This is a genomic window from Rhizobium sp. NXC24 (assembly GCF_002944315.1).
Taxonomy (GTDB): domain Bacteria; phylum Pseudomonadota; class Alphaproteobacteria; order Rhizobiales; family Rhizobiaceae; genus Rhizobium.
This window is the reverse complement of record NZ_CP024314.1, coordinates 319,067-345,149: the sequence shown is the minus strand read 5'-3', so window position 1 is coordinate 345,149 and position 26,083 is coordinate 319,067. Positions and strand designations below refer to the sequence as shown.

The 26,083-nt window shown below is 59.0% G+C and carries 19 protein-coding genes; 8 read left to right on the top strand and 11 right to left on the bottom strand.

From position 1 onward, the window contains the following. Window position 1: 1 nt before the first annotated feature. The 3 genes from NXC24_RS25545 to NXC24_RS25535 form a co-directional block, all read right to left on the bottom strand. Entirely contained in the window at window positions 2-916 is a 915-nt protein-coding gene (locus tag NXC24_RS25545) for an ABC transporter permease (protein WP_104826219.1), read from the bottom strand. Window positions 917-919: 3 nt separating this feature from the next. Then, the gene (locus tag NXC24_RS25540; RefSeq protein WP_104826218.1) at window positions 920-1,897 is read right to left on the bottom strand and encodes an ABC transporter permease; all 978 of its coding nucleotides are present in this window, start codon (window positions 1,895-1,897) and stop codon (window positions 920-922) included. A gap of 115 nt (window positions 1,898-2,012) precedes the next feature. Next, window positions 2,013-3,668 carry an ABC transporter substrate-binding protein gene (locus NXC24_RS25535; protein ID WP_104826217.1) on the bottom strand — a complete coding sequence of 552 codons (1,656 nt, stop codon included), beginning with the start codon at window positions 3,666-3,668 and terminating at the stop codon, window positions 2,013-2,015. Between the two features lie 200 nt (window positions 3,669-3,868). Between NXC24_RS25535 and NXC24_RS25530 the strand changes: the two genes are divergently transcribed. From NXC24_RS25530 to NXC24_RS25520, 3 genes are all read left to right on the top strand, one after another. Next, window positions 3,869-7,324 carry a hybrid sensor histidine kinase/response regulator gene (locus tag NXC24_RS25530; RefSeq protein WP_104826216.1) on the top strand — a complete coding sequence of 1,152 codons (3,456 nt, stop codon included), beginning with the start codon at window positions 3,869-3,871 and terminating at the stop codon, window positions 7,322-7,324. Between the two features lie 135 nt (window positions 7,325-7,459). After that, window positions 7,460-7,882: a GNAT family N-acetyltransferase gene (locus tag NXC24_RS25525; RefSeq protein ID WP_104826215.1), complete on the top strand. Its 423-nt coding sequence runs from the start codon at window positions 7,460-7,462 to the stop codon at window positions 7,880-7,882. 36 nt (window positions 7,883-7,918) lie between these two features. Next, window positions 7,919-8,353 carry a GNAT family N-acetyltransferase gene (locus NXC24_RS25520; RefSeq protein ID WP_348632778.1) on the top strand — a complete coding sequence of 145 codons (435 nt, stop codon included), beginning with the start codon at window positions 7,919-7,921 and terminating at the stop codon, window positions 8,351-8,353. A 53-nt stretch (window positions 8,354-8,406) separates the two neighbouring features. On the opposite strand, the gene NXC24_RS25515 is transcribed toward NXC24_RS25520, so the two are convergent. Then, window positions 8,407-8,631 carry a hypothetical protein gene (locus tag NXC24_RS25515; RefSeq protein ID WP_104826213.1) on the bottom strand — a complete coding sequence of 75 codons (225 nt, stop codon included), beginning with the start codon at window positions 8,629-8,631 and terminating at the stop codon, window positions 8,407-8,409. Window positions 8,632-8,848: 217 nt separating this feature from the next. Between NXC24_RS25515 and NXC24_RS25510 the strand changes: the two genes are divergently transcribed. Beyond that, window positions 8,849-9,181: an oxidoreductase gene (locus NXC24_RS25510; RefSeq protein WP_104827834.1), complete on the top strand. Its 333-nt coding sequence runs from the start codon at window positions 8,849-8,851 to the stop codon at window positions 9,179-9,181. Window positions 9,182-9,286: 105 nt separating this feature from the next. On the opposite strand, the gene NXC24_RS25505 is transcribed toward NXC24_RS25510, so the two are convergent. From NXC24_RS25505 to NXC24_RS25495, 3 genes are all read right to left on the bottom strand, one after another. Then, window positions 9,287-10,648, bottom strand: coding sequence for a GGDEF domain-containing protein (locus tag NXC24_RS25505; RefSeq protein ID WP_104826212.1), 1,362 nt, complete (start codon window positions 10,646-10,648; stop codon window positions 9,287-9,289). 9 nt (window positions 10,649-10,657) lie between these two features. Next, complete coding sequence (locus tag NXC24_RS25500) at window positions 10,658-11,413, bottom strand: transporter substrate-binding domain-containing protein (RefSeq protein WP_104826211.1); 756 nt, start codon at window positions 11,411-11,413, stop codon at window positions 10,658-10,660. 269 nt (window positions 11,414-11,682) lie between these two features. Beyond that, window positions 11,683-11,937, bottom strand: coding sequence for a hypothetical protein (locus NXC24_RS25495; protein WP_104826210.1), 255 nt, complete (start codon window positions 11,935-11,937; stop codon window positions 11,683-11,685). A gap of 241 nt (window positions 11,938-12,178) precedes the next feature. Here NXC24_RS25495 and NXC24_RS25490 point away from each other — a divergent pair, with 241 nt between their 5' ends. Beyond that, window positions 12,179-13,762, top strand: coding sequence for a Na+/H+ antiporter (locus tag NXC24_RS25490; protein WP_104826209.1), 1,584 nt, complete (start codon window positions 12,179-12,181; stop codon window positions 13,760-13,762). Between the two features lie 21 nt (window positions 13,763-13,783). On the opposite strand, the gene NXC24_RS25485 is transcribed toward NXC24_RS25490, so the two are convergent. From NXC24_RS25485 to NXC24_RS35920, 4 genes are all read right to left on the bottom strand, one after another. After that, window positions 13,784-15,205 (bottom strand): hypothetical protein, encoded by a 1,422-nt coding sequence (locus NXC24_RS25485; protein WP_245464154.1) that lies wholly within the window; start codon window positions 15,203-15,205, stop codon window positions 13,784-13,786. Further along, window positions 15,202-18,048: a peroxidase family protein gene (locus tag NXC24_RS25480; RefSeq protein WP_104826208.1), complete on the bottom strand. Its 2,847-nt coding sequence runs from the start codon at window positions 18,046-18,048 to the stop codon at window positions 15,202-15,204. The genes NXC24_RS25485 and NXC24_RS25480 overlap by 4 nt, the downstream gene beginning before the upstream one ends. A 172-nt stretch (window positions 18,049-18,220) precedes the next feature. After that, window positions 18,221-19,939 (bottom strand): thiamine pyrophosphate-binding protein, encoded by a 1,719-nt coding sequence (locus tag NXC24_RS25475; RefSeq protein WP_104826207.1) that lies wholly within the window; start codon window positions 19,937-19,939, stop codon window positions 18,221-18,223. A 393-nt stretch (window positions 19,940-20,332) separates the two neighbouring features. After that, window positions 20,333-22,891 (bottom strand): patatin-like phospholipase family protein, encoded by a 2,559-nt coding sequence (locus tag NXC24_RS35920; protein ID WP_245464153.1) that lies wholly within the window; start codon window positions 22,889-22,891, stop codon window positions 20,333-20,335. A 235-nt stretch (window positions 22,892-23,126) separates the two neighbouring features. Between NXC24_RS35920 and NXC24_RS25465 the strand changes: the two genes are divergently transcribed. From NXC24_RS25465 to NXC24_RS25455, 3 genes are read left to right on the top strand one after another with little or no spacing between them, the layout of a single operon-like run. After that, window positions 23,127-24,149: an ABC transporter substrate-binding protein gene (locus tag NXC24_RS25465; RefSeq protein WP_104826205.1), complete on the top strand. Its 1,023-nt coding sequence runs from the start codon at window positions 23,127-23,129 to the stop codon at window positions 24,147-24,149. Continuing rightward, the gene (locus NXC24_RS25460; protein WP_104826204.1) at window positions 24,146-25,186 is read left to right on the top strand and encodes an iron chelate uptake ABC transporter family permease subunit; all 1,041 of its coding nucleotides are present in this window, start codon (window positions 24,146-24,148) and stop codon (window positions 25,184-25,186) included. The genes NXC24_RS25465 and NXC24_RS25460 overlap by 4 nt, the downstream gene beginning before the upstream one ends. Beyond that, a complete protein-coding gene (locus NXC24_RS25455) occupies window positions 25,183-25,944 on the top strand; it encodes an ABC transporter ATP-binding protein (protein ID WP_104826203.1) in 762 nt (253 codons plus the stop codon). Before NXC24_RS25460 ends, NXC24_RS25455 begins: the two co-directional genes overlap by 4 nt. Window positions 25,945-26,083 lie beyond the last annotated feature (139 nt).

The window sequence follows — 26,083 nt, the reverse complement described above, 5'->3', positions numbered from 1 at the left end:
TTCAAGCCTCCTGTCCGTGCGCTACGGTCCGGGCGCGGTCGAGCTTGCGCTGTTTCCTGACGGCCGCGTTGACTGTCCCGAGCGTGCGCAGCCGGGGATTGGAAATCTCGTCGACGGCAAAATTGATCAGCGAGAGACCGATGCCGATAACGGCGATCGCGGTTGCCGGCGCGAACACCTCCCACCAGGCGCCGACGCTCATCGCCGATGCGGTCTGGGCGTTATAGAGCATAGTGCCCCAGGAAACGGCGAGCGGATCGCCGAGCCCCAGAAACTCCAGCGTTGCCTCGGTGATAATCGTATAGATGACCGAGCCGATGAAATTGAAGCCGATGATCGAAAGCAGATTGGGCATGAGCTCGACGACGATCATCCGCCATTTCGGCTCGCCGATCAGCTCCGAGGCGAGGATGAAATCGCGTTGCCGGAGCGTCATGGTCTGCGCCCGCGTGACCCTTGCCCCCCAAGCCCAGGAGGTCAGCCCGATGATAAGGACGATCACCAAGGGGCTCGCCTCGCCGACGAAAGCTGCGATGACGAGCAGCAAGGGCAATTGCGGAATGACGAGAGCGATATTGGTGATGAAGTTGATCGCTTCGTCGATCCAGCCGCCGAAATAGCCTGCGGTCACGCCCAGGATCACGCCGATCACGGTGACGATCGAACCGGCCAGAAGCCCGATGAACAGCGACGTACGCGTGCCCCAGATCAACTGGGTGAAGACGTCGCGGCCCATCCGGGTAGTGCCGAGGATATGGTCCAACGAAGGCGCCTCATGTGGCCGGCCAACCCGTTTGATCGGCTCATGACCGGTCAGCACGGGAGCCAGCAAGGCGACAGCGACATAGAGGAGGACGATGGCAAGGCCGATGAGCGCCTTGCGGTTGCTGAGAATGGGAAGGAGGGTCCTCTGCATGGATCAGGCCTTCCTCAGCCTTGGGTCAAGCAGCACATAGATGAGATCCACGATGAGATTGGCCGAAAGCATGGCAAGCGTCATGATCAGCAACTGGCCCTGGATCAGCGGATAGTCACGCGCGACGATGCCGAGATAGAGGAGATGGCCGAGACCCGGATAGTTGAACACCACTTCGGTCACCAGCGAGCCGCCCATCACGGCGCCGAGGGTAATGGCAAAAGCCGTCACGCTCGGAAGCAAGGCATTGCGCGCTGCGTAGTTGAACATCACACGGCGGTCGGAAAGGCCCTTGGCCATGCCCATGACGACATAATCCTCGCCGAGCTGGCCGATCATGTTGTTGCGCATGGTGACGAGATAGCCGCCGATATGAACGAAGGCGAGGGACACCACCGGCATGACGGCGTGGTAAAGCGCGCTGGAGAGAAAGCTCGGCGTCAGCCCGGGGTCGAGTTGCGGGTCGAAGGCAAAACTCGTCGGAAACCAGGCGAGGATCAAACCAAAAACATAGAGCCCGGTCAGGGCCACCACGACCGCGGGGATGGATTGGAGCGCAAGCGCGCCTGGAGAAGCGATCGTATCGAGGATGCCACCGCGCCGCCAGGCCGCGGAAACCCCGAGCCATGAACCCGTTGCGAAGGCGAGGACGGAGGCCGTGCCGGCGAGCGTTAGCGTCCAGGGAAGCGCATGACCGAGCACCTGCCCCACGGTCAGCGGATAGAATTTGATAGATGGTCCCAGATCCCAGGTGAAGACGCTTTTCATATAGCCAAGAAACTGCAGATAAAGCGGTCCCGAGGCGAAGCCGAAGGTTTCGATCAAGGCGGCCTTGGCCTCGGGCGGCAGCGAGGAATTCATCTTGGCGAACATCACGTCCACCGGATTGCCCGGCATCAGCCGCGGTATGAAGAAATTTATCGTGGCCGCGGTGAAGAAGGCGGCAATGTAGAAGATCACTCTTCGCAAGATGAAGGTCATCGGTTTGTCTCCGGCAGCGACCGAGCAGGGCGGATGGCCGCGATCAATTCGGTTCAGGCTGAGCGCCTGAACCGAATGCGTGCGTCCAAACAGAGAGGGAGAGTCGGACGCGCGATTACTGCGTGACTGGCCGCAATGCCAGAAGCTGCAGGAGCCGTTCCGGCACGCCGCCATAGACGACCGGGCGGGCGACCGGGTTGTCGGCGCTGAACCAACCGGTGAAGCGCTTGGTGTTGTATTCGTACCAGAGCGGGTTGTTGTAAACCGCAACGAAAGGCAGGTTCGCGCCGATAATGTCCTGGATCTTGTTCATGATCTCGACCTGCTTGCCGTGATCATTGGTGGTGTAGAATTCGTTCAGCAATGCATCGAGTTCTGGGTTGCTGTAGTGGGCCGATGCAAAGCGTGTCTTGCCCTTGTTGCTCGAGTTGAGCGCCTCGTCATACATGAACTGCGGCGTGATGCCGGTTCGGAAAGAGTTGATCGCCACGTCGTATTTGCCGGTGATCAGCGCATCGGTCCAGCCGGGGACATCCGGGGTTGCGAGCTTTGCCTGGATGCCGACCTCCGTCAGTCCTTCGATCGCAAGCTGGCAGGTGTTCACCCAGTCCGTCCAGCCATTCGGCACGATGATGTCGAAGCTGATCTTGCTGCCATCCGGATTTTCGACGAAGCCGTCGCCATCGACATCCTTGAAGCCGGCCTTCGCCAGCTCAGCCTTGGCGGCCTCGACATTATATTTCGAGAAGGCCCCGTATTTCTCATCCACCTTCGGATCATTCCAGGAATGGAAAGCCCGTCCGAGGCCGGAGGGATATTCGTTGAGCGTCGGATAGCCATAGCCGGCAATGTCGACCATCGCCTGGCGATCCAGCGCCATTGAGAAGGCGCGGCGGAAGGCGAGGTTGTTGAATGCCTCGTGATTGCCAGGATTCGTCGTTTCGAAATTCATGGTGAAGGCGACCATGGAACCGGCTGGGAACCAGTAGCCATGATGTTTGGGGTCCGTACCGACATAGGTCTTCTCGATGTCCGGAAGGAAGGAGCCGAACCAGTCGAGTTCGCCCTTGGCGGCAAGCGCGATCGTCTGATCATTGCCCGCGACCTGCGGGAAACGCATGCAATCGACCTTCAGCGTGGCGTTGTCCCAATAATTGGGGTTGCGGCACTGGACATATTCCTGCGGCGTGAAGCGGCGGATTTCTGTGAGCGGGCCGCTGCCGACCGGATTGAGATTGGTGAACGTGACCGGATCCTTTACGGACGCCCAGATATGTTCCGGAACGATGTAAATCTGCACGATCTTGAAGATCAGGCCGCTGTTCGGGCTTTTGTAGTTGATCTTCACCGTATGATCGTCAGGTGCCTCGATTCCATCGATCTGATCCCAGATCGCCTGCAGATCGAGCGCCTTGTGCTCCTTGATCAGGTTGAATGTGAAGACCACGTCCTTCGCGGTAAACGGCTTGCCATCGGACCATTTCGCGTCCCTGAGCTTGAACGTGACGCTTTTCAGATCGTCCGAATAGGCAAAGGATTCCGCCAGCCGATAATTCGGTTCGCCATCCTTGAGAGCATTGAAGACAATCAGCGGCTCATACATGAAGTCTTCCACCGACGGCACGCGGGTCGTGGTGTTGAAAGGATTGAAATTCTCCACCCACGCCGTCGATTCGTCCGGCAGCGCAGTCAACGTCACCTCTGCACGCGCTGATGCCGGCACCATGACACTGGCAACCAGCGCGGCCTTCAAAATAGTCTTGATGTTCATTTCCGTTCCCCATTTATCACGGCGCAGGTCCTAGCCCGGCCCGGTTGGCAACGTCATATCAGCGCGCGGCAAACGGCAAAGTCACCCGACAATTCCGGCAGGAGTTGCGGCAAAATCGTCAAAACCGGAAATTCCGATCATATCGAAAAAACCCACTCCCCTTTTTCCGCAATTGTATAGATTGGCCGGAATTATCCGCCATGGGGAGAGCGGGAGGAGCGGGTGCCAGAGATGATGCGGAAATGCTGCCGATGCTGAGAGCGTTATCGCCATCCGGATTTCGCGGCCGCCTTCTGCTCATCCTTCTGGCGATCAGCCTGCTGCCACTGCTGGCCACCGCTTCCGCCTTCTTCTACATCCTCAATCGCAGCGTCACGGCGGAGACCTTCGCCAAGCTCGCTTTCGTTCGGGACGCCAAGCGCAGCGAGATCGAACAATATCTGACCTTTGCCACAAGGCAGGCGGAAAGCCTCAGCCAGTCGAATGCCGTGCGCTATTCGATCGGCGATTTCTATGGCTTTGCCTATGCGTTCCGGAAGATCGATCCGTCTCCGGAGCGGGCGACCGCCATCCTGCATCAAATGTTCGGAATCGATCGCGATGGCGGCGGTGAAGCGCTGCTGCCGAAGGACAATGACGCCATGCTGCGCTCGGCGCTGGAATATGCCAACGCCCATCAGCAGTTTCACGATGATTTCGTCAGCTTTGTCACCACGTCCGAATTCGAGAACCTCTACCTCATCACGCCGGACCAGCGTGTCGTCTATTCGGTCGAGAAGGACCGCTATCTCGGTACGGACCTGAAGACGCTGGTTGCGGCGACACCCCTCTCCCGCCTGTCGCGCGCCATGACGGAAGCGTCGCCGGACCAGACCATGTTGGTGGGCGATTTCACCACCGATCCGGTAACCGGCAAGTTCGCCGCCTATGTCGCCGTCCGCGTCGCCTTCTACAACAAGGTGCGCGGCATGGTCATCTTCCGCCTCGGTCCCAGAGGGCTCAACCGGATCGTTCAATCGCAGCAGGGCGGGACCAGCAGCCTCTATCTCCTCAATTCCGATAGTCTCTACATTTCAGCGCCGGAAGGCGGCAAACCGGGCATGCCCAGCAATTCCGCGGCCACCGGCGCCGACGGCGCGCCTTCTAGCGCAGCGCTCGTCGAGGATGGGCTTGGTGGCGTTCCTGCGCTCGCGGCAGGCACACAATTGCATTTTGGCGCCGTTCCCTGGAGCCTCGTTGCCGAAGTGCCGGACTCGGTCGCCTTCGCAAACAGCAATTCGCTTCGGCAAATCGTCATCACGCTGGCTCTGGTTCTTCTGCCAGTGCTCACCGCCCTGGTCTTCTATCTCTCCGGCACGATGACCCGGCCCGTGCAGCGCCTGACCGACGCGGCAGGCGCGATTGCCGATGGCAATCTCGATCATGCCATGCCGACAATCAAGAACCCGTCCGAACTCGGCAGGCTGACGGCGAGTTTCACGCGCATGCGCGATGCTGTCAGCGAGCAGCTCAACCTCATCAATCAGAAGAATGCCGAGCTGGAAAAGCATGTCGGCCTGATTGAGGAGAAGAACAAGGCGCTCGAAGAGGCGGACCGGATGAAGGATGCCTTCGTCGCCAACACGTCGCATGAACTGCGCACGCCGCTCAACGGCATTATCGGCATTTCCGAAACATTGGTGGCGGGCGTTGCCGGGGAATTGACGACAGCCCAGCGCAACCAGCTTCAGCTCATCAGCTTCAGCGCCCGGCGGCTTTCGCGCCTCGTGGACGATCTCCTCGATCTCTACCGCATTCGCCAGGGCCGCATGCGGCTCGACATCCATCCTGTGCACATTGCAACCAGCGTGAGCAGCGTGCTGAAAATGTGCGAACCGCTCCTGCGCGGCGAGCCGGTGGCCCTCGAGGTCGACATTCCCGAAGACATCCCCTTCGTGATGGCCGACCCCGTGCGTTTCGAGCAGATCCTCTATAATCTCCTCGGAAACGCCATCAAATACGCCGGCCAGAGCACGATCCGCGTCGTGGCCACGCCAGCCGGGATGAATGTTGCGATCAGCGTCGAGGACACGGGCGTCGGCATTGCCAGCGATAGCCTCGAACGCATCTTCCAACCTTTGGAGCAGGCAGGTTTCGGGGATGGCACGCGCGCGCCGGCCGGCACCGGTCTGGGGCTGACAATCGCCCGTCAGCTCGCGACCTTCCTCAATGGCAAACTCACTGCTCATTCCGTGCTGGGCGAAGGATCGCGCTTCACGCTCGTCCTGCCCGCTGCGGCAGTCGAGCCGTCCTATGTCGATTATTTCGGCGAGGAGCTCGATCAGAAACGGCTGCACGAGACGGTAGACATGATCGCTCGCAGCCAGATCGCCACCGATGCGCCGATGGCGCCCGGCGTACCGCTGATCCTTGTGGTCGACGACGAGCCGATCAACATCCAGGTGCTGCGCAATGTCCTGCAGCCGGTCGGCTATGTCGTGCGCGCGGCGGAAAACGGGGCGGATGCACTGGCTTTCATCGATCGACTGAAACCCGATCTGGTCGTGCTCGACGTGATGATGCCGGGCATGAGCGGGCTAGAAGTCGCCAAAGCCATCCGCGAGCGCTACGACTTGCTCGATGTGCCGATCATCATGGTGACGGCGCGCAGCCGGACGCGCGATGTGATCGCTGGCTTCGAACATGGCGCAAATGATTATGTCGTCAAACCCTTCGTCAAGGACGAGCTTTTGGCCCGCGTGGCGACGCTGCTGGAAGCTGCGCGTGCCCGCGGCCAGCTCCGGGAGAATAGTTCGCTCAGGGCGGAAATCGAGCGGCGGGTCGAAGTCGAGGATGCGCTTCGGCTGTCGCAGCAGCGTATGGCGAGACTTCTCGATATTTTCGAGGTGGCAATTCTCTGTACCGATCGCCAGCACCGCATCATCTACACAAACCAGGCTGCCCTTGGCATGTTAAGCATGCCAATCATCGCGCATGAAACAGCGCTTTCATCGCTGACGGGCACCGAGCTCGCGGAACGCATGTATCAGGCCGTGAAGCGGGACGGAGAGTTTTACCTGTCAGGCGTTCGCCTCGGCGGCCACGCATTTGCTCTCAACGTCTTCGAGTTCGACATCGGAACCGGCGGAGGGCTTGCCCTGGTTATTCAACCAGTCTCGGCAGTTTCGGCCGGCGACATGCCCCGCAGGGACCGAATGGTCCACCACGTATTGGGAGCGATCGACAGCGCCGGCGCCAACCTGGCCCTTTTGGCACCTGAGCCGGAACGCGCTGATACCTCACCCATCGAACCACAGGACGAGCCCGAACAGCAACGCGCCTTTCGTTTGATCATCATCGACGTCATGAAACAGAGCCTGGAGCTCTGGAAACGGATGACGGGCAAAGGCAAAATCGACTTCGCAGAGAGCAGCGGTATCTGGCGCGTAAACTTCGACCGCTCTTCGCTGCAGGCGCGAACGCTGGAAAAATATCTGCTGCTCGAAACCTTGCCACTCCAACCCCGCTGGCGCGACGTTATACGCTCCGGCGAATTCGCACTGGCCTGCGCCACGAAAACCGGCTTCGATGCCGACCTCGGCGATCTCGTCGAGACGTTGCGCCGGGATCTCGATCAGTTGCGCGCCATGGTCCGCGATGGCCGCAACACGAATTGAGGTGGTATCGATAAGGGTCTCCTCCTCGCGGTCCTGCATCTTATGGAGGCACAGCACTTAACAAGCGCCCATATCTATCGTTAGGATTGCATCGGCCATTCACCACAGCACCACGACTATGCAAAGGAAACGATCATGCCACCTGTTACCGTCTCCATCCTCGACAATCCATCGGACGACGATCGCCAGGCGATAGCTAATCCTCTGCTGGCGTTCAACGACGCGAAAACGGGCGACGACAGATATGAGCCGATAGGCATTATGCTGCGCGATGAGGCGGGCGAAGCCATCGGCGGGCTATGGGCGAAGCTCTATTACGATTGGCTATTTGTCGAATTGCTCTTCGTGCCGGAAAGTCTTCGGGGTGAAAAATTGGGATCCACACTCCTTACGCAAGCAGAGCAAATCGCCAGGGAGAAGGGTTGCGTCGGCGTCTGGCTGGATACGTTCAGTTTCCAGGCTCCGGGGTTCTACGAAAAGCAGGGGTATGAGCGCTTCGGCAGTCTGCAAGATTATCCAAGGGGCAAGGAACGCGTCTTTTTCCGAAAGGTCTTTTGAAGCATGGAAATACGAGACGCCATACCGGAGGATGCCGTGGCTGGCTGCATTGTTTTGAGGCGGTCAATTTCAGAGCTGTGCGAGGCGGACCACAAGAACGATCCGGCAATTCTGGCAGGTTGGCTCGGCAACAAGACGGTCGACAATTTTGTGGCTTGGATCAATCGATCCGACAGCTCGCTTCTCGTTGCTGTCGAGCACGGCGAAATTCTCGCGGTGGGCGCTGTGACAGATGCTGGAACCATCAGCTTGAACTACGTTTCCCCGGACGCCCGGTTTCGAGGGGTTAGTCGCGCCTTGCTCAGCGCTCTTGAAAAGAGAGCGGGCGAGCGCGGAAATACCCGGTGCAATTTGACCAGCACCGAAACCGCTCGTCAATTCTATCGGTCGAATGGGTATCTTGAAGTGGGTGCATCAAGCGGCGTTTTCGGAACGAATTCCGGTTATCCGATGACTAAGACACTAAAGTGAGAGCCTTGGCGCATCCACCAAAGCTAATTGCTGCCGTTGACCTTCCCGTCTTCTCAACGCCGCCGGCTGATAAAAATCATCAAAGCCAAAAGCAGAATAGCCGGAATGCCGATGAAGCTGAAGACGAACGGCCCCATCCAGATATCACCGTCTGGACCACTGCATTTTGGAATTGGGCAACCTGCCTGCGCCACCACAATCAAGATAAAGAACACAAAAACAATGAGGCTTGTGATAAGCGCCACAGCAGCCTTCATAAAATCCATGACTGTTTGCATGCTCAGGCTCTCTTTCGCCGACGGGTTTTCGAGGCGAACCTACTGTAGCAAAACGGAGCTTCGAAGCAGTTAATCTACCACCCCAATAGCAATGTTCGCTCGCTGTCCAAGATCATCGAAGCATGATCTGTTAGCGTTGCTGAGCGGGAATCTTTGGAACATGCCAGGCCGATATTTGTTCGACGTCGGCAAACAGAGAACATCCAAGGAGAAAATCATGTTCTTGAAAATCCTGGCAGTCTCAGCTCTTTCCCTCGGCCTTGCAACGTCGGTACTGGCCCAACAGTCCGGCACCAGCGGTAGCGGATCCGGAGCGGGTTCTGGGACCTCGACACCTTCAGGCTCCGGATCTGACAACGGCATGAACAGCAACAAGGGCTCCGGTGCCAATACAACCAGCGGCACCAACAGCGGCGACGCGGCTGGCAACGGCGCCAGCAACGACAAAGGAAAGGCCAGCGACTGCAACGGAATGTCGACATCGAAGAACACGACAACGATGAAGCAGGACCAGGCAGCAAACCCCGCAACGTCGTCAAACTGCCCATAGCCGATGTAGGCAGTAGCTGATGTCTGCTGCCTGACTCGTCTCCCGAAATCGAGATTGGGGCGTCCGGCGGCCGGATCGAAGACGACGTAATGAGCGCCGCAGGACTTAACTGGCCTTTGACATCTCGCCGGGCCGCGATGCGACCTGAACATTGTTGCGACCGTTTCTCTTTGCGCTGTAGAGGGCGCCGTCGGCCGCCGCAACAATTTCCGCCGGCGCATCGCTGGCGTGGTTTGCCACGGCGAGGCCGAAGCTGGCGGTCAGTCGTAAAGACGTCCCCCCATGCGTCTCGATCGAAAGTTCCTGAATGGAACGCCTCAGGCTTTCTGCGCGCTCGACCGCCTGCTGCTGCGAACAGTCTTCCAGGACGATAACGAACTCCTCCCCGCCATATCGTGCGACGAGACTGTTGGCGTGCCAGGGCAAACTGCTCAGCACATCGGCGACGGCCGCGAGAGCCCTGTCGCCAACCAGGTGGCCGAACGTGTCATTGACGGATTTGAAGTGATCGACGTCGACCATAATAATCGAAAGATCAGGAGAGACGGTGGCTCGCCGGCTCAAGGCCGATGTGAGATGGTTCTCGAAGGTCCGGCGGTTTGCCAGTCCGGTCAACGGATCCTGTTCCGCCAAGCCATGCAGAATGGCATTGGTGCGGTGCAGATCGTCTGAGACCTGTCCATAAGCCACGATCGCAGCATCGATCATTGCCAGTTCCGCGATGCGCGGAGCGCGCTTTAGACTGACGACCCGCTCGTTCTTTCCAATGCGCTCCAGATTATCGATCGCGGCCACAATAGGCGCCGTGAGGTGACGTCTTGCGGCGATCAGCAAGACGGTGGCGAAAAGGCTTGGAACGAGCAGGATCAAAATCCACCCGACCTGCATATGACCTGCGCTTCGCTGGATTTCGCTTGCGAGATCGTCGGCCACGACCGCAGCATCGCCGCTTAACTGTGCGGCCATCGCATCGATCGTGTGCATGGCGCGGTCATAGGATTGCGTCGTCAGCTTATCGACATCGTCGGCATCCGATGCGGCTGTGGCAGACGACGTCTCGCCCTCGCGCAGGTCGCGGGCCTGCTGACGAAGTTTTGCGATGATCTTGGTTTCATCGGCGATTTGCCGCGACCCTTCGATGAGACGGGCATTTTGATCGAACGAGAACCCCTGTGTGAGGGCCTGAATCTGCAATTGGATTTGCCGCTCCAATCTGCGATCTTTCGCCAGATAGATGGAGCGCAGGAGAGAGGAGAGACGTTCGATTTTTACCGCATTCCGCGTCTGTGTCAGGATGAGCGGGATTTGGGTATCACGGGTAAAGTTTGCTTGGGTCTCGATTCTATTCAGCAGAACGAGCGAAATCCCGGCGGCGATCAGCGAATAGCTGACAACGCCCAGGAGAACAAGCCGACCGACAAAGCTGAGCGAGAGCTGGCGCCTACTCGACCCTTTGATATCATCCATGCCAGTCGCTCAATAAATGCTGAAGGGGAAGTAGGCATCGTTGATGCGATCATAGACGCCATTGAGCTTGATTTGCTTCAAAGCGTCGTTCACCTTCTGAATGAGAGCTGCATTTCCCTTTTTTGCAGTGATATGCGCCGAGCTTTGGAGAAATTCGGTGGAAATCGGATCACCGACATAACCAAAGCGCGCGCCTTCCGGCGTCTGCAGGAAGCTGAGAAGCTCAATGGCATCGCCGATCAAAAGGTCAGCCTTATTATCCAGTAGCAGGTGTTGGGCCGCCGGCTGATCTTTCGCCAGCACGGCCTTGCTCGCACCATAGGCCTTCTGCAAATATTCAGCCTGAATGGTTCCCGTTGCCGCCGCGATGCGAACGCCAGTGAGGGCCGCCGGCGCGCTGTCCTGGAACTTGTCCGAGTCGCCTATCAGCACCGAATGCGAACGGTAGTATGGCGCGGAGAACTCCATCTTCTGGGCTCGCTCGTCGGTAAAGGCCATGCTGGCGACGATAAGATCGTATTTATCGTCCGCCAAACCCTGAATGATCTCCGTCCACGGCACGGCGACGAGCGAACATTCGGTTTGCATCTGCCGGCAGAGCGCTTTGGCGATATCGACATCGAAGCCGGCGAGCTGCCCGGACGTGTCCTTGAAGTTGAAGGGCGGATACGCACCTTCGGTGGCAATGCGAAGCTGATCGCCCGCCATTGCCAGGCCAAGGGAGCCTGCAAAGAATAAGGCAACGAGTAGAAGCCGAGCAATCATCTGTTTCCCCACCATAGTATTGTGAAGATATTAGGAGGAAACCGATAACAAAGAGTGATAGCGCCTGCTCAATTTCGATGCTTTCGCCGGCGAGTGCAACAAGGATGCTAATCCTCTCCCCATTGCTTTGGTAATATTGGTGATTGTGCGATATTCCGCATGATTGTCAGTTTATGACAGAACGCATGCAGGGGCGGAAAAGCTTCAGCTCGAACGACGGGATTGTTCCACAGGAATACGGCTTGGAGTTGCCTTCTTCAAACGCCGTTTCACAAAGCCTTCGGTAAATAGCCGTCCAGCAGAAGTCTCTCGAACCGGCCACTCTCGCTTGCGGAGCGCATATCTTTGAACAGCCGCGAGATGAGGCGCGGACGCGATCCTGGCCTTTCGTCGATCAGTACGACCGACAACCGCTTTATCTCGATGGTGATCGTGCGCGCCTCGTCATGCCAACGAAAATTCGACGAATCCAACGAATGAAATCCATTCTGCGCCGCCCATGCGGCTATCATGTCCGCGTTCATGAGTATCCTGTTTAGGGAGATTCGGGCGGACGCCCTCAGCCACTGTCCTGCCGATGCGAATCGCCTCTTATTCTGACGAATACCGCGACTGAATCGCTGGAATCCAGCGCAAACCGTTCAAGCCGCGAATTGCCCGCCGGGTGTTGCGAGAAAGACTCATACGAGTGATAGACGATTGCGTTTCGACGAAAGGCGCTTTGTAATAAAACCCACCGCGATAGTTGTATCAGGGCGCAGGCACATGGACCCCACACATTTGTTTGAACTTGTTATCGGAATGTTCGTGGCGATCATCGCGCTGCATTACGCCGCCCACAGGTTCGGGCTGCCGCCATCTGTGGCGCTGCTTGCCGGAGGCGCGTTGCTTGCCTTCCTGCCGGGTCTGCCCACAATTACGGTCGATCCTGGCCTGGTGCTCGTCATCTTTCTTCCGCCACTACTCATGGACGGAGCCTGGTTTATTGCGCTTCGTCCATTGCGCCGCCACCTGGTCGGCATTGCCTCGCTCGCCATTGGCGCGGTGTTTTTTACATGCGCCGTCCTGGCCGTGGTGACCCATCTGCTGTTTCCATCGCTGCCCTGGGCCGCATGCGCGGCACTAGGCGCGATCGTTTCGCCACCGGACGCAATTTCCGCTCGCGCTATCCTGCAACGGGTAAAGTTGCCCCGGCGCCTGCAAATCCTGCTCGAAGGCGAAAGCCTGCTCAATGATGCCAGCGGCTTGGTGCTCTTCCGTTTCGCCGTCGCTGCCGGTGTCACCGGTGCTTTCAGCACAGTCGATGCGGCAGGAAGTTTTTTGCTTTTGGCGGCAGGCGGCGCCTTCGTCGGCATCGTCGTCGGAACGGTCTGGGTCCTGTTCGTGAGGCAATTGCGCGATGAATATCTGATGATCGCCGCCACAACGCTGTTGGCTTGGACCTCTTATCTGCTTGGCGAACAAATCCATGTGTCCGGCGTCATCGCAACGGTGACCACCGGCCTGATCGCAAGCTGGCACCAGCATACGGTGCTTTCGGCCTCAACACGCATGCGCGGCACGTCATTCTGGACCGTGATCATCTTTCTGATGGAAGCCGCGGTTTTCATCTTGATCGGATTGTCACTGCGGGGCGTTGTCGAACGTGGCGGCGGCTTTGGCGTGGTGACCGCAACGATGGGATTGCCGATACTCGTCATCCTGATTGCACTCACCCTGGCGCGCTTCGGTTGGGTCTTCGGATCCGACCTTGTGATCAAACTTTGCAATGTTTTGGGGCTTGATCGACATACGCCGCTCGGTGTCCGGGGCGTAACCGTCATAAGCTGGGCCGGCGTTCGTGGTGTCGTCACGCTGGCCCTGGCGCTGAGCGTGCCCGAAGGCTTCCCCGGCAGGGACTTCATCCTGGTCACGTCGTTCGCCGTCATCGTCGGAACCGTGCTTATCCAAGGGACAACGCTTGGGCGCGTGATCACCTGGGCAAGGCTGAGCGAGCCGGAGTCAGAGAAGGCGCGCCTCACCATGAGCCAAGCCGAAGCTGCCATGGCGCAGGCGCAATTTGCGACCGTCAAGGGCCTGGCCTATGACGGCGAGGGAAAGCTCATTCATCCGCAATTGCTGGAGCGATATGAGCGCAGGGCTGTGGCAATCGTCGATTATGCAGCGCGCACTGAACAATATTCGCCTATGCTCCAGGCTCATTTCGATGTTGTTCTCGAAGCGGTTGCCACAGGGCGTCGCGAACTCATACGGCTTCATCGCGCCGGCGATATCGATGACGAGACGTTGCGCGAACTGGAGCGAGACCTGGATCTCGAGGAGCTAAGCGCGATCTCCGCAAAGTCATGACCGCGGGCGCTCCTGCTCTCGTCAGTGCCAGTCCTGATTATGGGAACGGTGGGCGTCCGTGAGCCCGTTTCTGAAGAACCGGTCGTAATAGTCAATCTCGACGTGATGCGCCTGCAGCCAGACGCCCGGCACGTGGATCGCATCGCAGTGCGCGGGGAACCGGCCATGCGTCTCGTAAATATAGGTGCAGATGTCGCGCGCGCAGCCGATCACGTCGTCGTTGTAGACCGCAGCCTCCGCGAGATAGCGTTTGCCGTAATCGTCCTTGTAGATCTCAGCAAAGAGTGCCTGATCATTGAAGAGGCCGTTCTTGCCGAATTTCTCCTCCACGACGGCGGTAACGGCGTCGGCCATGCTGTCGTAGTAGGGCGGCGACATGCCCTTGATCAGGTGTTCCCCCTTGAAACGCAGTCCGATCGGATTGCTGCGCAAGTTGGCGTAACGTGGCAAGGGCACCTGCCAGCGCAGAATGTCCATCAGTCGCCAGCGTGGCGTGACGACGTCAAACCCCAGCAGGGGACCGTAAGTCTTCACAAATTTCGGATCGCCGACGAGGACGGGCGGGCTTATGGAGCCATGGATCCAGGCACCGAGCCCCATGGCATCGGCGGTCAGGAATATGTTCTGCAACAGCAGGTCGGCCTCGATCTGCGTCCGTAGCGAACCAATGACGCCCAGCGGGATCTTGATATCCTTGTTCAGAAAGCCCTTGTCCACCCAGCGCTTCACACCGGCGAGCCGATAGAAATTGCGGTCGTCGACGATTGCCGGCCGGGCGCCGTCCGGCTGGGTCAGAAGATACATCATGCCGTTGATATATTGCCGGGAGAGATCGACGACCGGCAGAAAGATCGTGGTGCCCGGCAGGTTCGACAGGAAGCGATTGGAATCGAGATAGGCGGGAAAGGCGCGCTTGCCGTCAGGAACATCGAGGCGGTGATCGAGAATGCGCACCTTTGCCGCTGCCGCCCGGGCGATCAGCCGTTCCGCCGTCAGCGCTTTTTCGCCGTCCGGCGGCGGCGGCAATTTGCGGATGAAATAGGTGCCGCTGTCGTTGATCATGAAGAAATGGGTGCCCTGAGCGTTGTCGGGGCTGCCGGCGGTGCGCCCCTCCATGACAAGGTTCGGCTTGGCCATGATCGGCTGATGCGTGGCCGGGTCCTCGAAAGGCCGGTCGGGCATGGTGAGCCCCGTCGAACCGGTGATGGCGATCAGCATCGCCTCTTCAAGCTCTGAAAGGGGTTCACGCGGCTGCTGGGACTCATAGCTCATCGTGCCGGCCAGCACCGAGCTTCCCTGGCTGACGCGATGGGTCCGCCGGCGCCATATCGTCTCGATGAGCGGCCTGCGAAACAGCGCGTCGAGACCGCGGTTGCCGGTCGAGGTTCTGGCCGCGACCGCATCTGTTGGCGAAAGATCATCTGCTCCGGGTCGGTCGGTCATGATGCCCTCTTTTCCAGATCCTGCTTTTCGCCGCCGAAAAGGACCGGCCGCCAGGGCACGAAGGCGCTGGCATTGCGCGGCAGCATCGACGCGAGATCCGGGCAATGCCGCAGGATCAAGCTCGTCATGCCGTTGTTGGCGATCCAGTCGATCCCGAAGGGCGAATAGACCTCCGGACGGAAATCCACCGTCAGGAAGCGATCGCTCTGCAGCCGGCGCGACGCCATGAGAATGAAGATGCGGAACGCGGTGTCGCTGAAGCCGAAGCCGGCCGGCGGCGGTTCGGCAAAGAGGCCAACCACGGTGTCGACGCGGTCGATGTTGCCATAAATCTCCTTGAGCAGCTGCACGTCTTCGGGGTTGGTCGACAGTTCCTCCCAATGCTTGATCCGTGGCCGGTGCAGCCCGGCCCTGAAATCATTGTAGCGCGGAACGCCACGGCGCCGCGTCCGTACGAGGTCGACGACGGAAAGGTCGATGATCTCCTTGTCGCGCGTGAACGCCTGAAGTGCGCGCGGGAAATTATGCAGCGTGATGGCGCCGGGATGCGCCGTTCCGAAGGAATAGAGCGTATTGCGAAGGCCATATTGCCGCATGATCTCGTCAGCGCCCGGGCCTTGTATGTCCATGAAGCTCTTTTCGGCGATCTTGGCGCCCGTCTTGTGATTGTAGAAGCAGTAGTCGTCGGGCAGTAGCGGATGCATGCGGTAGACGGTGACGAAATCCTCGGTCAGCGAATAGGGCGTGCCATGATGGTCCGGCATCGTCTTCGGAATGCCGGTGGAGGCATGCGCGTCGATCAGCCAGAGGCCGGCCTTCGTCAGCCAGTCATTGGCGGGCGGGCCGTTCCAGTTGCTGGAAAGGCCGACTTCAATCGCCTTGGTAGCAAGGATCGCCGGCGTCCATTCGACCGTGTGGATCTTGGCGATCAGCGCCGAGACGATCAGCCTGGCGGTCTGGTAGACGCGTTCGTCGTCCCAATTGCCATATTGGCGCCGAAGCTCGTCGCAGAGCAGATTGTGTTCACGCGCAAACAGCGTGTGCATGGCGCTCAAGCCGAGCCACCAGCTCTCATTGAAGCCCGTCACTTCGAAGCCGTGGACATCGACCGGCAAGTGCCCATTGACCAGGCGTATCTTCGGGCCCTCGCGCAGGTCCTTGGCCTTCGTGCTGTCGGGACCGTAAACCTCCGATCCGTCCCACCAGTGCGAGGCAGCATTGCCGAAATAGATGGGCGGCTTGCCGTCATAGCCGCTGATTTCCATGTTTCCGGCAATTCGCATGACGTCTTCCGGCTTGCCGCCGACCTCGCTGGTCCATTTCATGCCGGCGGGAAGGCCGACGACGACGTCCTTTTCCCCCAGGGGATGGCGGGCATGGTTGACCCAATCATGGACCTGAAACTGGATCCACGCGGCGGCGAGGATGTTGAGCGAGCGCGCCGGAATGAACGAGTCGCGATGCAGCAGTTGCTGCGCAACCACCACCGGATTGGGCGTGTCGAACAGTTCGGGCGCAAAAACCGGTGTCAGGTTGCGTCCGAAGGTCGAGCCGATGGCGCCCATCTTCGGCGCCGATAGATCGTTGAACGTGCCGTCATAGGTTCGCATCTGCCGCTCGCCTTCGGCAATCGCCGGTAGTGGCGTCGGGCGGGCGACCGGCGGCGCCTCGAGGGGATCTGTTCCGATCAGGTTCTTTTCACGCAAGACATAGCGGAAAGCATCGAGATTGAGCAGGCTCAACCGCAGCGGCAGTCGGTGCCAGGCAATGTACCGGTTGATGACCAGAAAAGCGCTACGCGTAATGCTTCCCGCCAGCCGGTTGCGGAACGGCACCGGGCTTGTCCAACGGAAACTGTGGCGATAGGCGGCGCTGGCGTCGTAGACCACTTTGCGCGCCCGGTTTAGATTGCCGAGCGGCCTGAAGGCATCGGTCGTGTTCCAGGGGTTGAAAGCCAGTTCGTCGACAAGGCGCGCATTGGCGATGGTTTCGGCGTCACCGGTCTTCGGTTTGCTGACCTTGAGCTCTGCCACCTTGATCGGAGGCGAGGCCGTCTCCATCCATTCGATGGACGTGTCCTCGATGGGCGTCGACTTCCGATCGACGAAAAGCTGGAGACAGAGTTCATAGCGGATATCGCCCACCTCCAGCCGCCGTGCGAGTTCGGTGGAGAGATAGCTAGGATCCGTCTCGGAAGGGTCGGGGGCATGCGATGCGTTCGGTGCGGGACGGAAGAGATAGCGCACCGCCCGCCTTTCGCCCCAACAGATGGCACCGCGGCTCCAGAAGGTCTCGAGCGCCAGGCTGCGGATTTTCCGGTTGCGGCCTGTAGTGACGTTGCGGATCATCCGTATGGTTTCGGAGGGTCCGAAGGTCAGGGCGAGGCCGATCACGCCGAAGAGCCGGCTCAAGCCTCCGCCCGCCGTCGCCTTGGCGAAGGCGACGAACTGCCTGGCATCGCGTGCGTGGGAAACCGGAAAATTGGTCGCTAAGAGATCGTGGCTCTCCTGATCCGAGACATTGATCCGCACGGCCAAGCCTCGCAGGTCGGGCTTGTAGTCCGGTTGACCGTAACCACTGGCATTGGACAGGCGCAGGATCGCCGGATAGCTCTTGCCAGGCTCGGCAAACCCAACCCTCAGATCTTCGGGCAAGTCATCGACGAATGTCAGCTCGGCGTCGATGGCCGCAAAGACCGCCTTGCTGTGAAACGCGCGCTGAATATCGGCGGCCTTGGCATAGCTGCGCGTCTTATATTGGACACGCATCATATCCTGAGCGAGGCGCTCGAACATCAAGCGCTCGGCTTCCACGCCCCCTTGATAGGATTCACTCCACTCCATTCTCGTTCGCCCTCCGTGAACGCATCGAACAATGGGCTTCCGGCACATCGCATCGATGGGAATGCATGGGATTGAAAAGCGACGGACGATGATCCCCCGTTTCCCGGCGCCGTCCGCGATGCGACAGGAAACGCCTTCCGATTTCGGCGCATTGCGCCGACCAACAAAGTGGCTATTGCGTACCCCGACCGGGGAAAATCCGGTCCTCGACCATTTCTGCGATACCGGACAGGAGCCCTTTCGGCGAAGGGCTGTAATGCGGCAGCGCAAGTCGTGTGATGTGGGCGTCTATGATCGCCGGCTTGCCGAGTGCGAGCGCCTCGTCGAAGGCTCTTTCGAACTCGTCGATCGTCTCCACCCTGTATCCCTCTGCACCGCAGGCCCTGGCATAGGCGACATAGTCCGGATTGCCGAATTCGACCAAACCCGATTCCGCATAGGCTTCGAGCTGATAAAGCTTGATGAGCTTGAATTCGCCGTCGTTGAAAATGATCCAGATCACAGGGATGTCGTATTGAACGGCGGTCAGCAGCTCGAAGCCCGACAGCAGATAACATCCGTCGCCGCAGCCGACGATGACGGGACGATCGGGATTGGCGCATTTGGCGCCGAGCGCGCCATTGACATGTCCCGCCATCGGCCCGAATCCGCCAGGCTTGCGGAAGAACTGTCCCGGCGAAAGTTCCAGATAGTAGCCGAGCCAGGCAAGGTGCGCGCCCGCGTCTGCAAGCACGATGGCATTCTTCGGCAGGCGCTTGGAGACGGCTTGGGCAAGCTGTCCGGGATGGATGTCATCCAGGAGATGGACGATGCGCTCCGCGTCGTAGTCGCGCCCTTCGGCGGATCTCGATGGCACAGCCGCAGCCTTCGGCCATATTTCCCCGTTGAGTGCCGCAACCGCGCGTTTTGCATCGCCGATGATGGCGGCATCGGCCTTATAGACCTTGTCTATCTCGCCGCTATCGATGTTGATGTGGATGAGCGTCTTGCCGGTCAGCAGATCATCGCGAAAATTGAAGGTGGCATGCTGCGCGAAGGAATTGCCCACCGCGAGGATCACATCGGCCTCAAGGAAAGCCTTCCAGGCTGCGCTGTGGCCGCTATCGCAGAACACGCCGACAGAGAGCGGATGACGCTCGGAAATGATGCCTTTTCCATCGAGCGTCGTCGCGAAGGGAATCTGGTAGCGCGCCAGGAGTTCCGTCAATTCTGGCCCGGCGCCACTGCGAACGGCACCGAAGCCGATCAATGCCAATATCTTCCTATCGTTGGCAATAGCATCCGCCAGAAGCTCAGCCACCTCGCTTACCCGCTTGGAATCCGGAACCACCGGACGCCGCTGGAGATTGATATCGCGGTAGTTGTCAACGGAGACGCCATGATGCGTCAGGTTTTCCGGGACATGGATGTGAACCGGGCCGGGTCGGCCCTCGAAGGCGAGGTTGACGGCCTCTTCGACGACATCGCAGGTCTTGGCGGCATCTGTCAGCAGAAACGACTTTTTCGTGGTGGCTGCAAACATCGCCTGGGAATCCGGAGTGCGACTGACACCCGAGGTTTCGTTCAACGCACCCTTTCCCTTCCAGTCGAGGGAGGCATAGCCGGAAACGGCCAGGACCGGATAGGAATCCGACATGGCAACAGCCAGTCCGGAAAACAGATTGAAGGCGCCTGGCCCCGCGGTCGCAAAGCAAAAGCCCAAATGATCGGAATGCATGGCATACCCGCATGCCATGAACGAAGCTGCCTGTTCGTGCCGGGTGATGATGGGCTTGATTGAGGAATGTTTGAGGGCAAGCATCAGACCGGCGGCATTTTCGCCCGCTCCGCCGAAAGCGGCGCCGACCCCTACTCCCTCAAGTGCCTTCACGATCGCTTCGTAGACTCTCATCGAGAATGCCCTCCAAACGCACAGATAAACCGGCGCGTCCAATTCCCAACTACATTGTCAATGCGGAAAGACACTGCTCCTGCATTTCAAGTCCAGAATATTCGGAAGTACCTATTAAGAGCCAAACCCGCTTGGTGAGACCCGTCGCGTTCCGCGCGTGAAATCCAAGCAACCGAAGCTGAAATATGCTGTCGAACGAAACTGCCATCAGGCGGAATGTTGGCGCATTCCCTTATCGTTGCGGCCATCTTTGCGCATTTTGAAATAAACTTCAACCTCAGATTACCGCAAGGAAATAGTCCTGAATGGTTGTCCCCGTTTTCCCGGTCATAACAATACGTAACGCAAATTCCTAAAGCAATTTATGATCGTATATCTATTCTCCCATGCCTTCTAAAGTCGCGCATTGAAGGCCGCGCGCATCTGCGGCGGGACATTGAGCAATGCGAGAGCCGCGGCAAGCTCGTCGCTCCAGCCGGCCGGCAAGGTCGATGGCTGCGCGAAATCATCGGTCCCGCTGAGAAAGTGCTGAACGGCGTGAAAGCCGAGTGCGCGATAGACCTCGAACTGCTCCTCGCTGAAAAATTGATCCAGCGTCGTCTCGTGCGGAAACGTCGGGTTCCGCCTCTTATAGTCCATGACGTAGTCGTTCTCGTCGCCGGTCAGCGATGACTTGATGTAGAGCAATATGCCCTTTTCATCCTCACCATATTCTATGATTCCGACGGCCGCATGGGGTCCTCTGAATTTTGCCGGCTCACCCCTGTTCGAGGCCATCTCCCTCGTCACTTCCAGGCTTCTCCTCTGGATATCCTGCCAAGGAAGCTCGATGCGAATGCCGAGGTCGATACGCGCCATGACCTGGAGCTTCACGAAGGCTTCAAACGTCATGCTCGGATCGGCTTCCGCGTCGACGGCCAGAATGACCTTACAGCGGCGGCGCAGCAATTCGTATATGCCGAGATTTTCCACATGGCCGCCATCGGTCAGATAGACATTCAGCTTCTTCTCGTCCAAGCGTCCGGCGGTCTCATTGGCAAAATACCATGTGCCGAAATTCGACCACCACCGGTTCCACCAGCGGCGCAACGCGTCGAGCTTTGCCGGATTGGCCAGCCAATAGCCGAGGCGGACGTTCAGCAAGGAAAGGCTGAAGGTCAATATTCTGACGGTGTGGTTTCCCATATTCGCCGACGCCGCCGCACCGGACGTCGCCATCGCCGTCGCAAGGCTGAGCGATGGAACGGCATCCTCCATCTCCTTAGTCGCCACATAGCGCGTTGCCTGGCTACCGATATGCAACGGGCTAAAGATGAAATTGTCGGCGTTGCGACCGCGCTTGTTGAGGGCCTTCGACCCGATCAAATTGATCGTCGTATTGACGAGAAGATAGGGCGAATAGGCCGCGCCCTGGTTCCAATGATCCCTCTTGGCATCGAACGGCTTCAACGACGAGAATTTCCACCGGTCGACATCAACCGACGGCTTGTTGCTTCCAAGACGCACACGCTCAAACAGGAAGGCCCGGCTGAGACGATCCCTGTAGAACTGGTTGAGCGAGTTGGAGTTAGGACCAATGAACAGGCAGACAAAGGCGAGTACCAAGGCGACCCACAGATAAAGCGAGCCGATCTCTCCGAGCCTCCCGATGGGAGGAATATGGTTGGCAACCAAGACGGATGCCGCGGAAAGCCACGACGGAGCGACGGGGGCGAGCGCAGGGGCGGAAAACTCAGCCACAGGCGTGATCGCCCAGAAACTGAGATAGAGATAGGAGACCCAGAGCAGCAGCGGCACGACAACGGCCGCAAGATAAAGAGCAATGCGGCTTGCGTATTTCTTCAGCGTTGCCGTCCAGGTCGCCTCTCCGAGTGCTGCTCTTGCGATGTTCGCGAGCTTCTGAGCCGCACCTATCAACACAAGGGCCGTCGGAAGCAGAACGCTGGCAAGCGCGGGTACGATATGCGCGATCGCCAGAAGGACGCCCTTCACGCTACCGCTTTCAACGCCAGCGATCGCAGCCGTAGCCGTCGTTGCCCCTTCGAACATGCCGCTGAGGATGAGTGGCTGCAGTTCGATGAGAAAGGCGCCGGCAATCGCCACCACGAGCCAGCCGAGAATCCACGCAAGTCGCTCTCGCGTCATCAGCCGGCTGGTCTGAAATGTCACGGAGGTTGCGATCGCGCTGACGAACATCAGGAAGAGGACGACGGCGGTAACATTGATCGTCAATGTAAAGGCTTCCAGGCCCTTGATGGTGATGAAAGGAAGCCAGCCGCCGCTCAGTGGAAAGCCGAAAATATCCGGCTGTCCCAAATCGATGGAACGAGGATTGCAGGCGACGGTGAACACAGCAAGAAGAAGCAGGGCAGGCAGGACGATCAGCGCGTTTACCAGCAATCCACGCATCAGCAGCGCCACGCTCGTCAAATAATCGATGGTTCCGTTGGGGACGAGGAAATTCGAATAGTTCCGCAGATGTTGGATTTCCGGCGTCTCCTGGGAATCGAGCTTGCTGGCGAAGGGAAACGTGTAGGGCTCCTGCATCATACCCGAGACGATGGATGTACCGATGTAGCAGCCGCCGGAAACCGTGGAGAAATAATCGAAAGCGTCGAAGACCCGTGGCTCGCCATTATGCGTGATTGCATCCAGCGCCTGCGAGACCCCTAAGCAAAAGGCGGCCGAGCGGATGCCGCCGCCGGAAAACGAAAGCCCCGTCAGGTTGCTGCCCGTCTCCATTCGGACCGTGCCGCGTTTGCCAGTCTCCGCACGATCCTGCGACAGTTTCGCCGGATGACGAGGGATGTGGAACCTCGCCCTCTCCGCGCCTTCCGTCGGGGGATGGCGCTCAGCCTGTTTTTCTTCCACGCCGCCATTTTGAAGTGACTGGCGCCGGAAGTTGATGACATCCAGCTCGCGTTTGAAGATCGCTTCGAAATCCAGGGTCATGCGTCCCACCAATCGCCAAGAATGGTTGTCGTTCAAATGCGCGCTGCAACTGTAGCAGAAATGTTCCGCGGCATAGGAAGCATTTTCCTCTGTCTGGAACTGGTGCAATGCCCGGCCACTCCCGGGCGCAAACAAAATATGACTTAAAAGGTCTTGTTTTTGATGCAGCGAAGAGGCTATACCGCCGACGTTTGCGCCCGGCCTGTCAGGCTACAGAACAATCAGGACCTTTCTTGTGACCCTATTGAAATCATTTCTCGCCGTTTCCGGTCTCTGCGCCGTGCTTGGCCTTACCGCAGCCCCGGCATTCGCCGCATCGAAATATCCGCTGACCATCGAAAACTGCGGCAGGCAGGTTACCTTCCAAAAGGCGCCGGAGCGGGCGATCGGCCTTGGCCAGAACAGCGCGGAAATCATGCTGCTATTGGGCCTTCAGGATAAGATGGCCGGCACCGCCTTCTGGCCGAGCAAGGTCTTGCCGCAGCTTGCCGAAGCCAATTCCAAAGTAAAACTGCTGACAGTCGAATTCCCGACCTTCGAATCGATCCTGGCGGAGAATCCCGATTTCGTGGCGGCGGCCTTGCCGAGCCTGATCGGGCCGAGCAGCAAGGTCGCCAAGCGCGAAGACTTCGACAAGGTCGGCATCCCGACCTATCTCTCACCCAGCACCTGCCTCAGCACCAAGGATGCCAAAGACCCATACGGCAGCCGCGCTCAGCTCTGGAACACGGACCTTCTCTTCAAGGAAATCGACGAGCTTTCGCAAATCTTCGATGTTGCCGATCGTGGCCAAGCCCTGATTGCCGATTTCAAGGCGCGTGAGGCCGCACTTCGCTCCAGCGTTTCGAAGGACGGCAAGAATCTCTCCTATGTCTTCTGGTTCTCGAGCCCCAGCCCGTCGGCCGACGCCTATCTCGGCGGCAAGAATGGCGCCTCCGGCTTTATCGCCGACCTGCTCGGAGGGCACAATGCCATCAACGCGGAAGCGGAATGGCCGACACTCGGATGGGAAAGCATCATCGCGGCCAATCCGGATGTCATCGTCGTCGCCAATCTCGACCGCAACCGTTGGGAACTCGACAAGTCCGAAGCCAAGATCAAGTTCCTGACCACTGATCCAGCCGTAAGCCAAATCGCGGCGGTCAAGAACAAGGCGATAGTGATCATGGACGGCCAGGCCATGAATCCGACCGTCCGGACGGTTTATGGCGCCGAACAGGTGGCGGAGCAGTTAAAGGCGCTTGGTCTTCTGAAGTGACCGAAACGCGTCGCTCACTTCAGCAGTTTCTTGCCTTCGGCATTCTGCTGCTGATTTCATTTGCCGTCATCGGTCTCGTCGTCGGCATCAGCGTCGGGATTGGCGATCTGCCGATCCCGCTCGCCACGACCTTTTCCGCCGTTACCAATCGCATGGGATGGACGGCGGTGGAGCTCAATAAGATCCATGAGGCTGTGATCTGGGACTATCGCCTCAGCCGGGCGCTGGTGGCCGTCTTCTGCGGCGCCGGCCTCGCACTCTCAGGAGCGATCATGCAATCGCTGCTGCGCAATCCGCTTGCCGAACCCTACGTTCTCGGCATCTCGGCCGGCGCATCGACAGGCGCCGTTGCGATTGTCATCCTCGGCGTCGGCGCCGGCGCGGTTTCCCTGTCCGCCGGGGCTTTTGCCGGCGCCTTCGCGGCCTTCCTCTTGGTCGCATTGCTATCGAACGGCACGCGCGGCGGAGCCGACCGCACCATCCTCGCCGGCGTCGCCGCATCGCAGCTTTTCAATGCCGCGACCTCCTATATCGTCACGACTTCGGGCAATGCGCAGCAAGCCCGCGATGTGATGTTCTGGCTGCTCGGCAGTTTCGGCGGCGTGCGGTGGCCGGAATTTACGCTGGTTTCGATCGTCGTCGGCATCGGGCTCGTTGCCTGTCTGTTTTATGCCCGCGTGCTGGACGCCTTCGCCTTCGGCGACGAGGCGGCCGCCTCGCTCGGCGTCAATGTCGCGAGGGCGCGGATCGCGCTATTCGTTCTGACGGCAATGATGACGGCGACGATCGTCAGCATAGTAGGCTCGATCGGCTTCTTCGGCCTCGTTGTGCCGCATGCGGCGCGCTTTCTCGTCGGGCCGCTGCATATCCGTCTTCTCCCGACCTGCGCCGTGGCGGGCGCGATCTTCATGGTGCTCGCCGACATTGCGTCGCGTGTCCTCGTTCCGCATCAGGTCCTGCCGATCGGCGTTGTCACGGCGCTGGTTGGCGTGCCCATCTTCTCGATCATTCTCTACCGGTTCCAGCGTGCGTCATGACTATTAAGGCAGATAACCTCGTCTGGAGAATCGGTAAGAAGACCGTTCTCGACGGCGTTTCATTTGAGGCACAGCCAGGCAAGATGCTCGGGCTGCTCGGACCCAATGGCTCCGGCAAGACCTCGCTTCTGCGTCTTCTCGCCGGTCTGAAGCGGCCACACTCCGGTCGCATCACGCTCGACCAAAAGGACATCGCAACGATCGGCCGACGCTCGATCGCTCGGCGCGTCGCCTTCGTCGAACAGCACGCCACGACCAATGCCAATCTGAGGGTAATCGATGTCGTAAAGCTCGGCCGGTTTCCGCACCTGTCTATGTTTTCGGGCTGGACTGCGGCCGACGAAAAAGCCGTCGAAGGCGCGCTCGAGCGCGCCGGCATGACGGAGAAACGCAATGATCGCTGGCAAAGCCTGTCGGGTGGAGAAAAACAGCGCACGCATCTGGCGAGAGCATTAGCGCAGTCCCCGAAGGAACTGATCCTCGACGAACCCACCAATCATCTCGACATCCAATATCAAATCAGTCTGATGCGGCTTGTCTGCACTCTTCCAGTTACCAGCATCATCGCTTTGCATGATCTGAACCATGCGGCCATGTTCTGCGACCAACTGATCATCATGCAACAAGGTAGGGTCGTCGCTTCCGGTGCGCCGGAGGTCGTGTTGACCGAGGACCTTCTGAGAGACGTCTTTTCCGTCGAAGCCCGCGTAGAGATGTCGTCTCATCACTTACGACCGCATATCCACTATCTTCGGTGAGGACTGCTTCCGCGCGCCATCCGGATCTCGCCGTGCAGATGCGGGCGGTGGGTCTCTCAAGAATTCTCCGGCCTCGCTTCGTTATCGCCACAAAATCTACCTTGGTGGAGTGACCTCAACGCATAGCGGAGTACACGAT

Bases quoted from the DNA above. Each gene is read 5' to 3' on its own strand.
- NXC24_RS25530 (WP_104826216.1), top strand. From the start codon at position 3,869: ATGGGGAGAGCGGGAGGAGCGGGTGCCAGAGATGATGCGGAAATGCTG.
- NXC24_RS25515 (WP_104826213.1), bottom strand. From the start codon at position 8,631: ATGCAAACAGTCATGGATTTTATGAAGGCTGCTGTGGCGCTTATCACA.
- NXC24_RS25540 (WP_104826218.1), bottom strand. From the start codon at position 1,897: ATGACCTTCATCTTGCGAAGAGTGATCTTCTACATTGCCGCCTTCTTC.
- NXC24_RS25525 (WP_104826215.1), top strand. From the start codon at position 7,460: ATGCCACCTGTTACCGTCTCCATCCTCGACAATCCATCGGACGACGAT.
- NXC24_RS25510 (WP_104827834.1), top strand. From the start codon at position 8,849: ATGTTCTTGAAAATCCTGGCAGTCTCAGCTCTTTCCCTCGGCCTTGCA.
- NXC24_RS25505 (WP_104826212.1), bottom strand. From the start codon at position 10,648: ATGGATGATATCAAAGGGTCGAGTAGGCGCCAGCTCTCGCTCAGCTTT.
- NXC24_RS25480 (WP_104826208.1), bottom strand. From the start codon at position 18,048: ATGGAGTGGAGTGAATCCTATCAAGGGGGCGTGGAAGCCGAGCGCTTG.
- NXC24_RS25455 (WP_104826203.1), top strand. From the start codon at position 25,183: ATGACTATTAAGGCAGATAACCTCGTCTGGAGAATCGGTAAGAAGACC.
- NXC24_RS25495 (WP_104826210.1), bottom strand. From the start codon at position 11,937: ATGAACGCGGACATGATAGCCGCATGGGCGGCGCAGAATGGATTTCAT.
- NXC24_RS25500 (WP_104826211.1), bottom strand. From the start codon at position 11,413: ATGATTGCTCGGCTTCTACTCGTTGCCTTATTCTTTGCAGGCTCCCTT.
- NXC24_RS25545 (WP_104826219.1), bottom strand. From the start codon at position 916: ATGCAGAGGACCCTCCTTCCCATTCTCAGCAACCGCAAGGCGCTCATC.
- NXC24_RS25475 (WP_104826207.1), bottom strand. From the start codon at position 19,939: ATGAGAGTCTACGAAGCGATCGTGAAGGCACTTGAGGGAGTAGGGGTC.
- NXC24_RS25485 (WP_245464154.1), bottom strand. From the start codon at position 15,205: ATGACCGACCGACCCGGAGCAGATGATCTTTCGCCAACAGATGCGGTC.
- NXC24_RS25535 (WP_104826217.1), bottom strand. From the start codon at position 3,668: ATGAACATCAAGACTATTTTGAAGGCCGCGCTGGTTGCCAGTGTCATG.
- NXC24_RS25490 (WP_104826209.1), top strand. From the start codon at position 12,179: ATGGACCCCACACATTTGTTTGAACTTGTTATCGGAATGTTCGTGGCG.
- NXC24_RS35920 (WP_245464153.1), bottom strand. From the start codon at position 22,891: ATGACCCTGGATTTCGAAGCGATCTTCAAACGCGAGCTGGATGTCATC.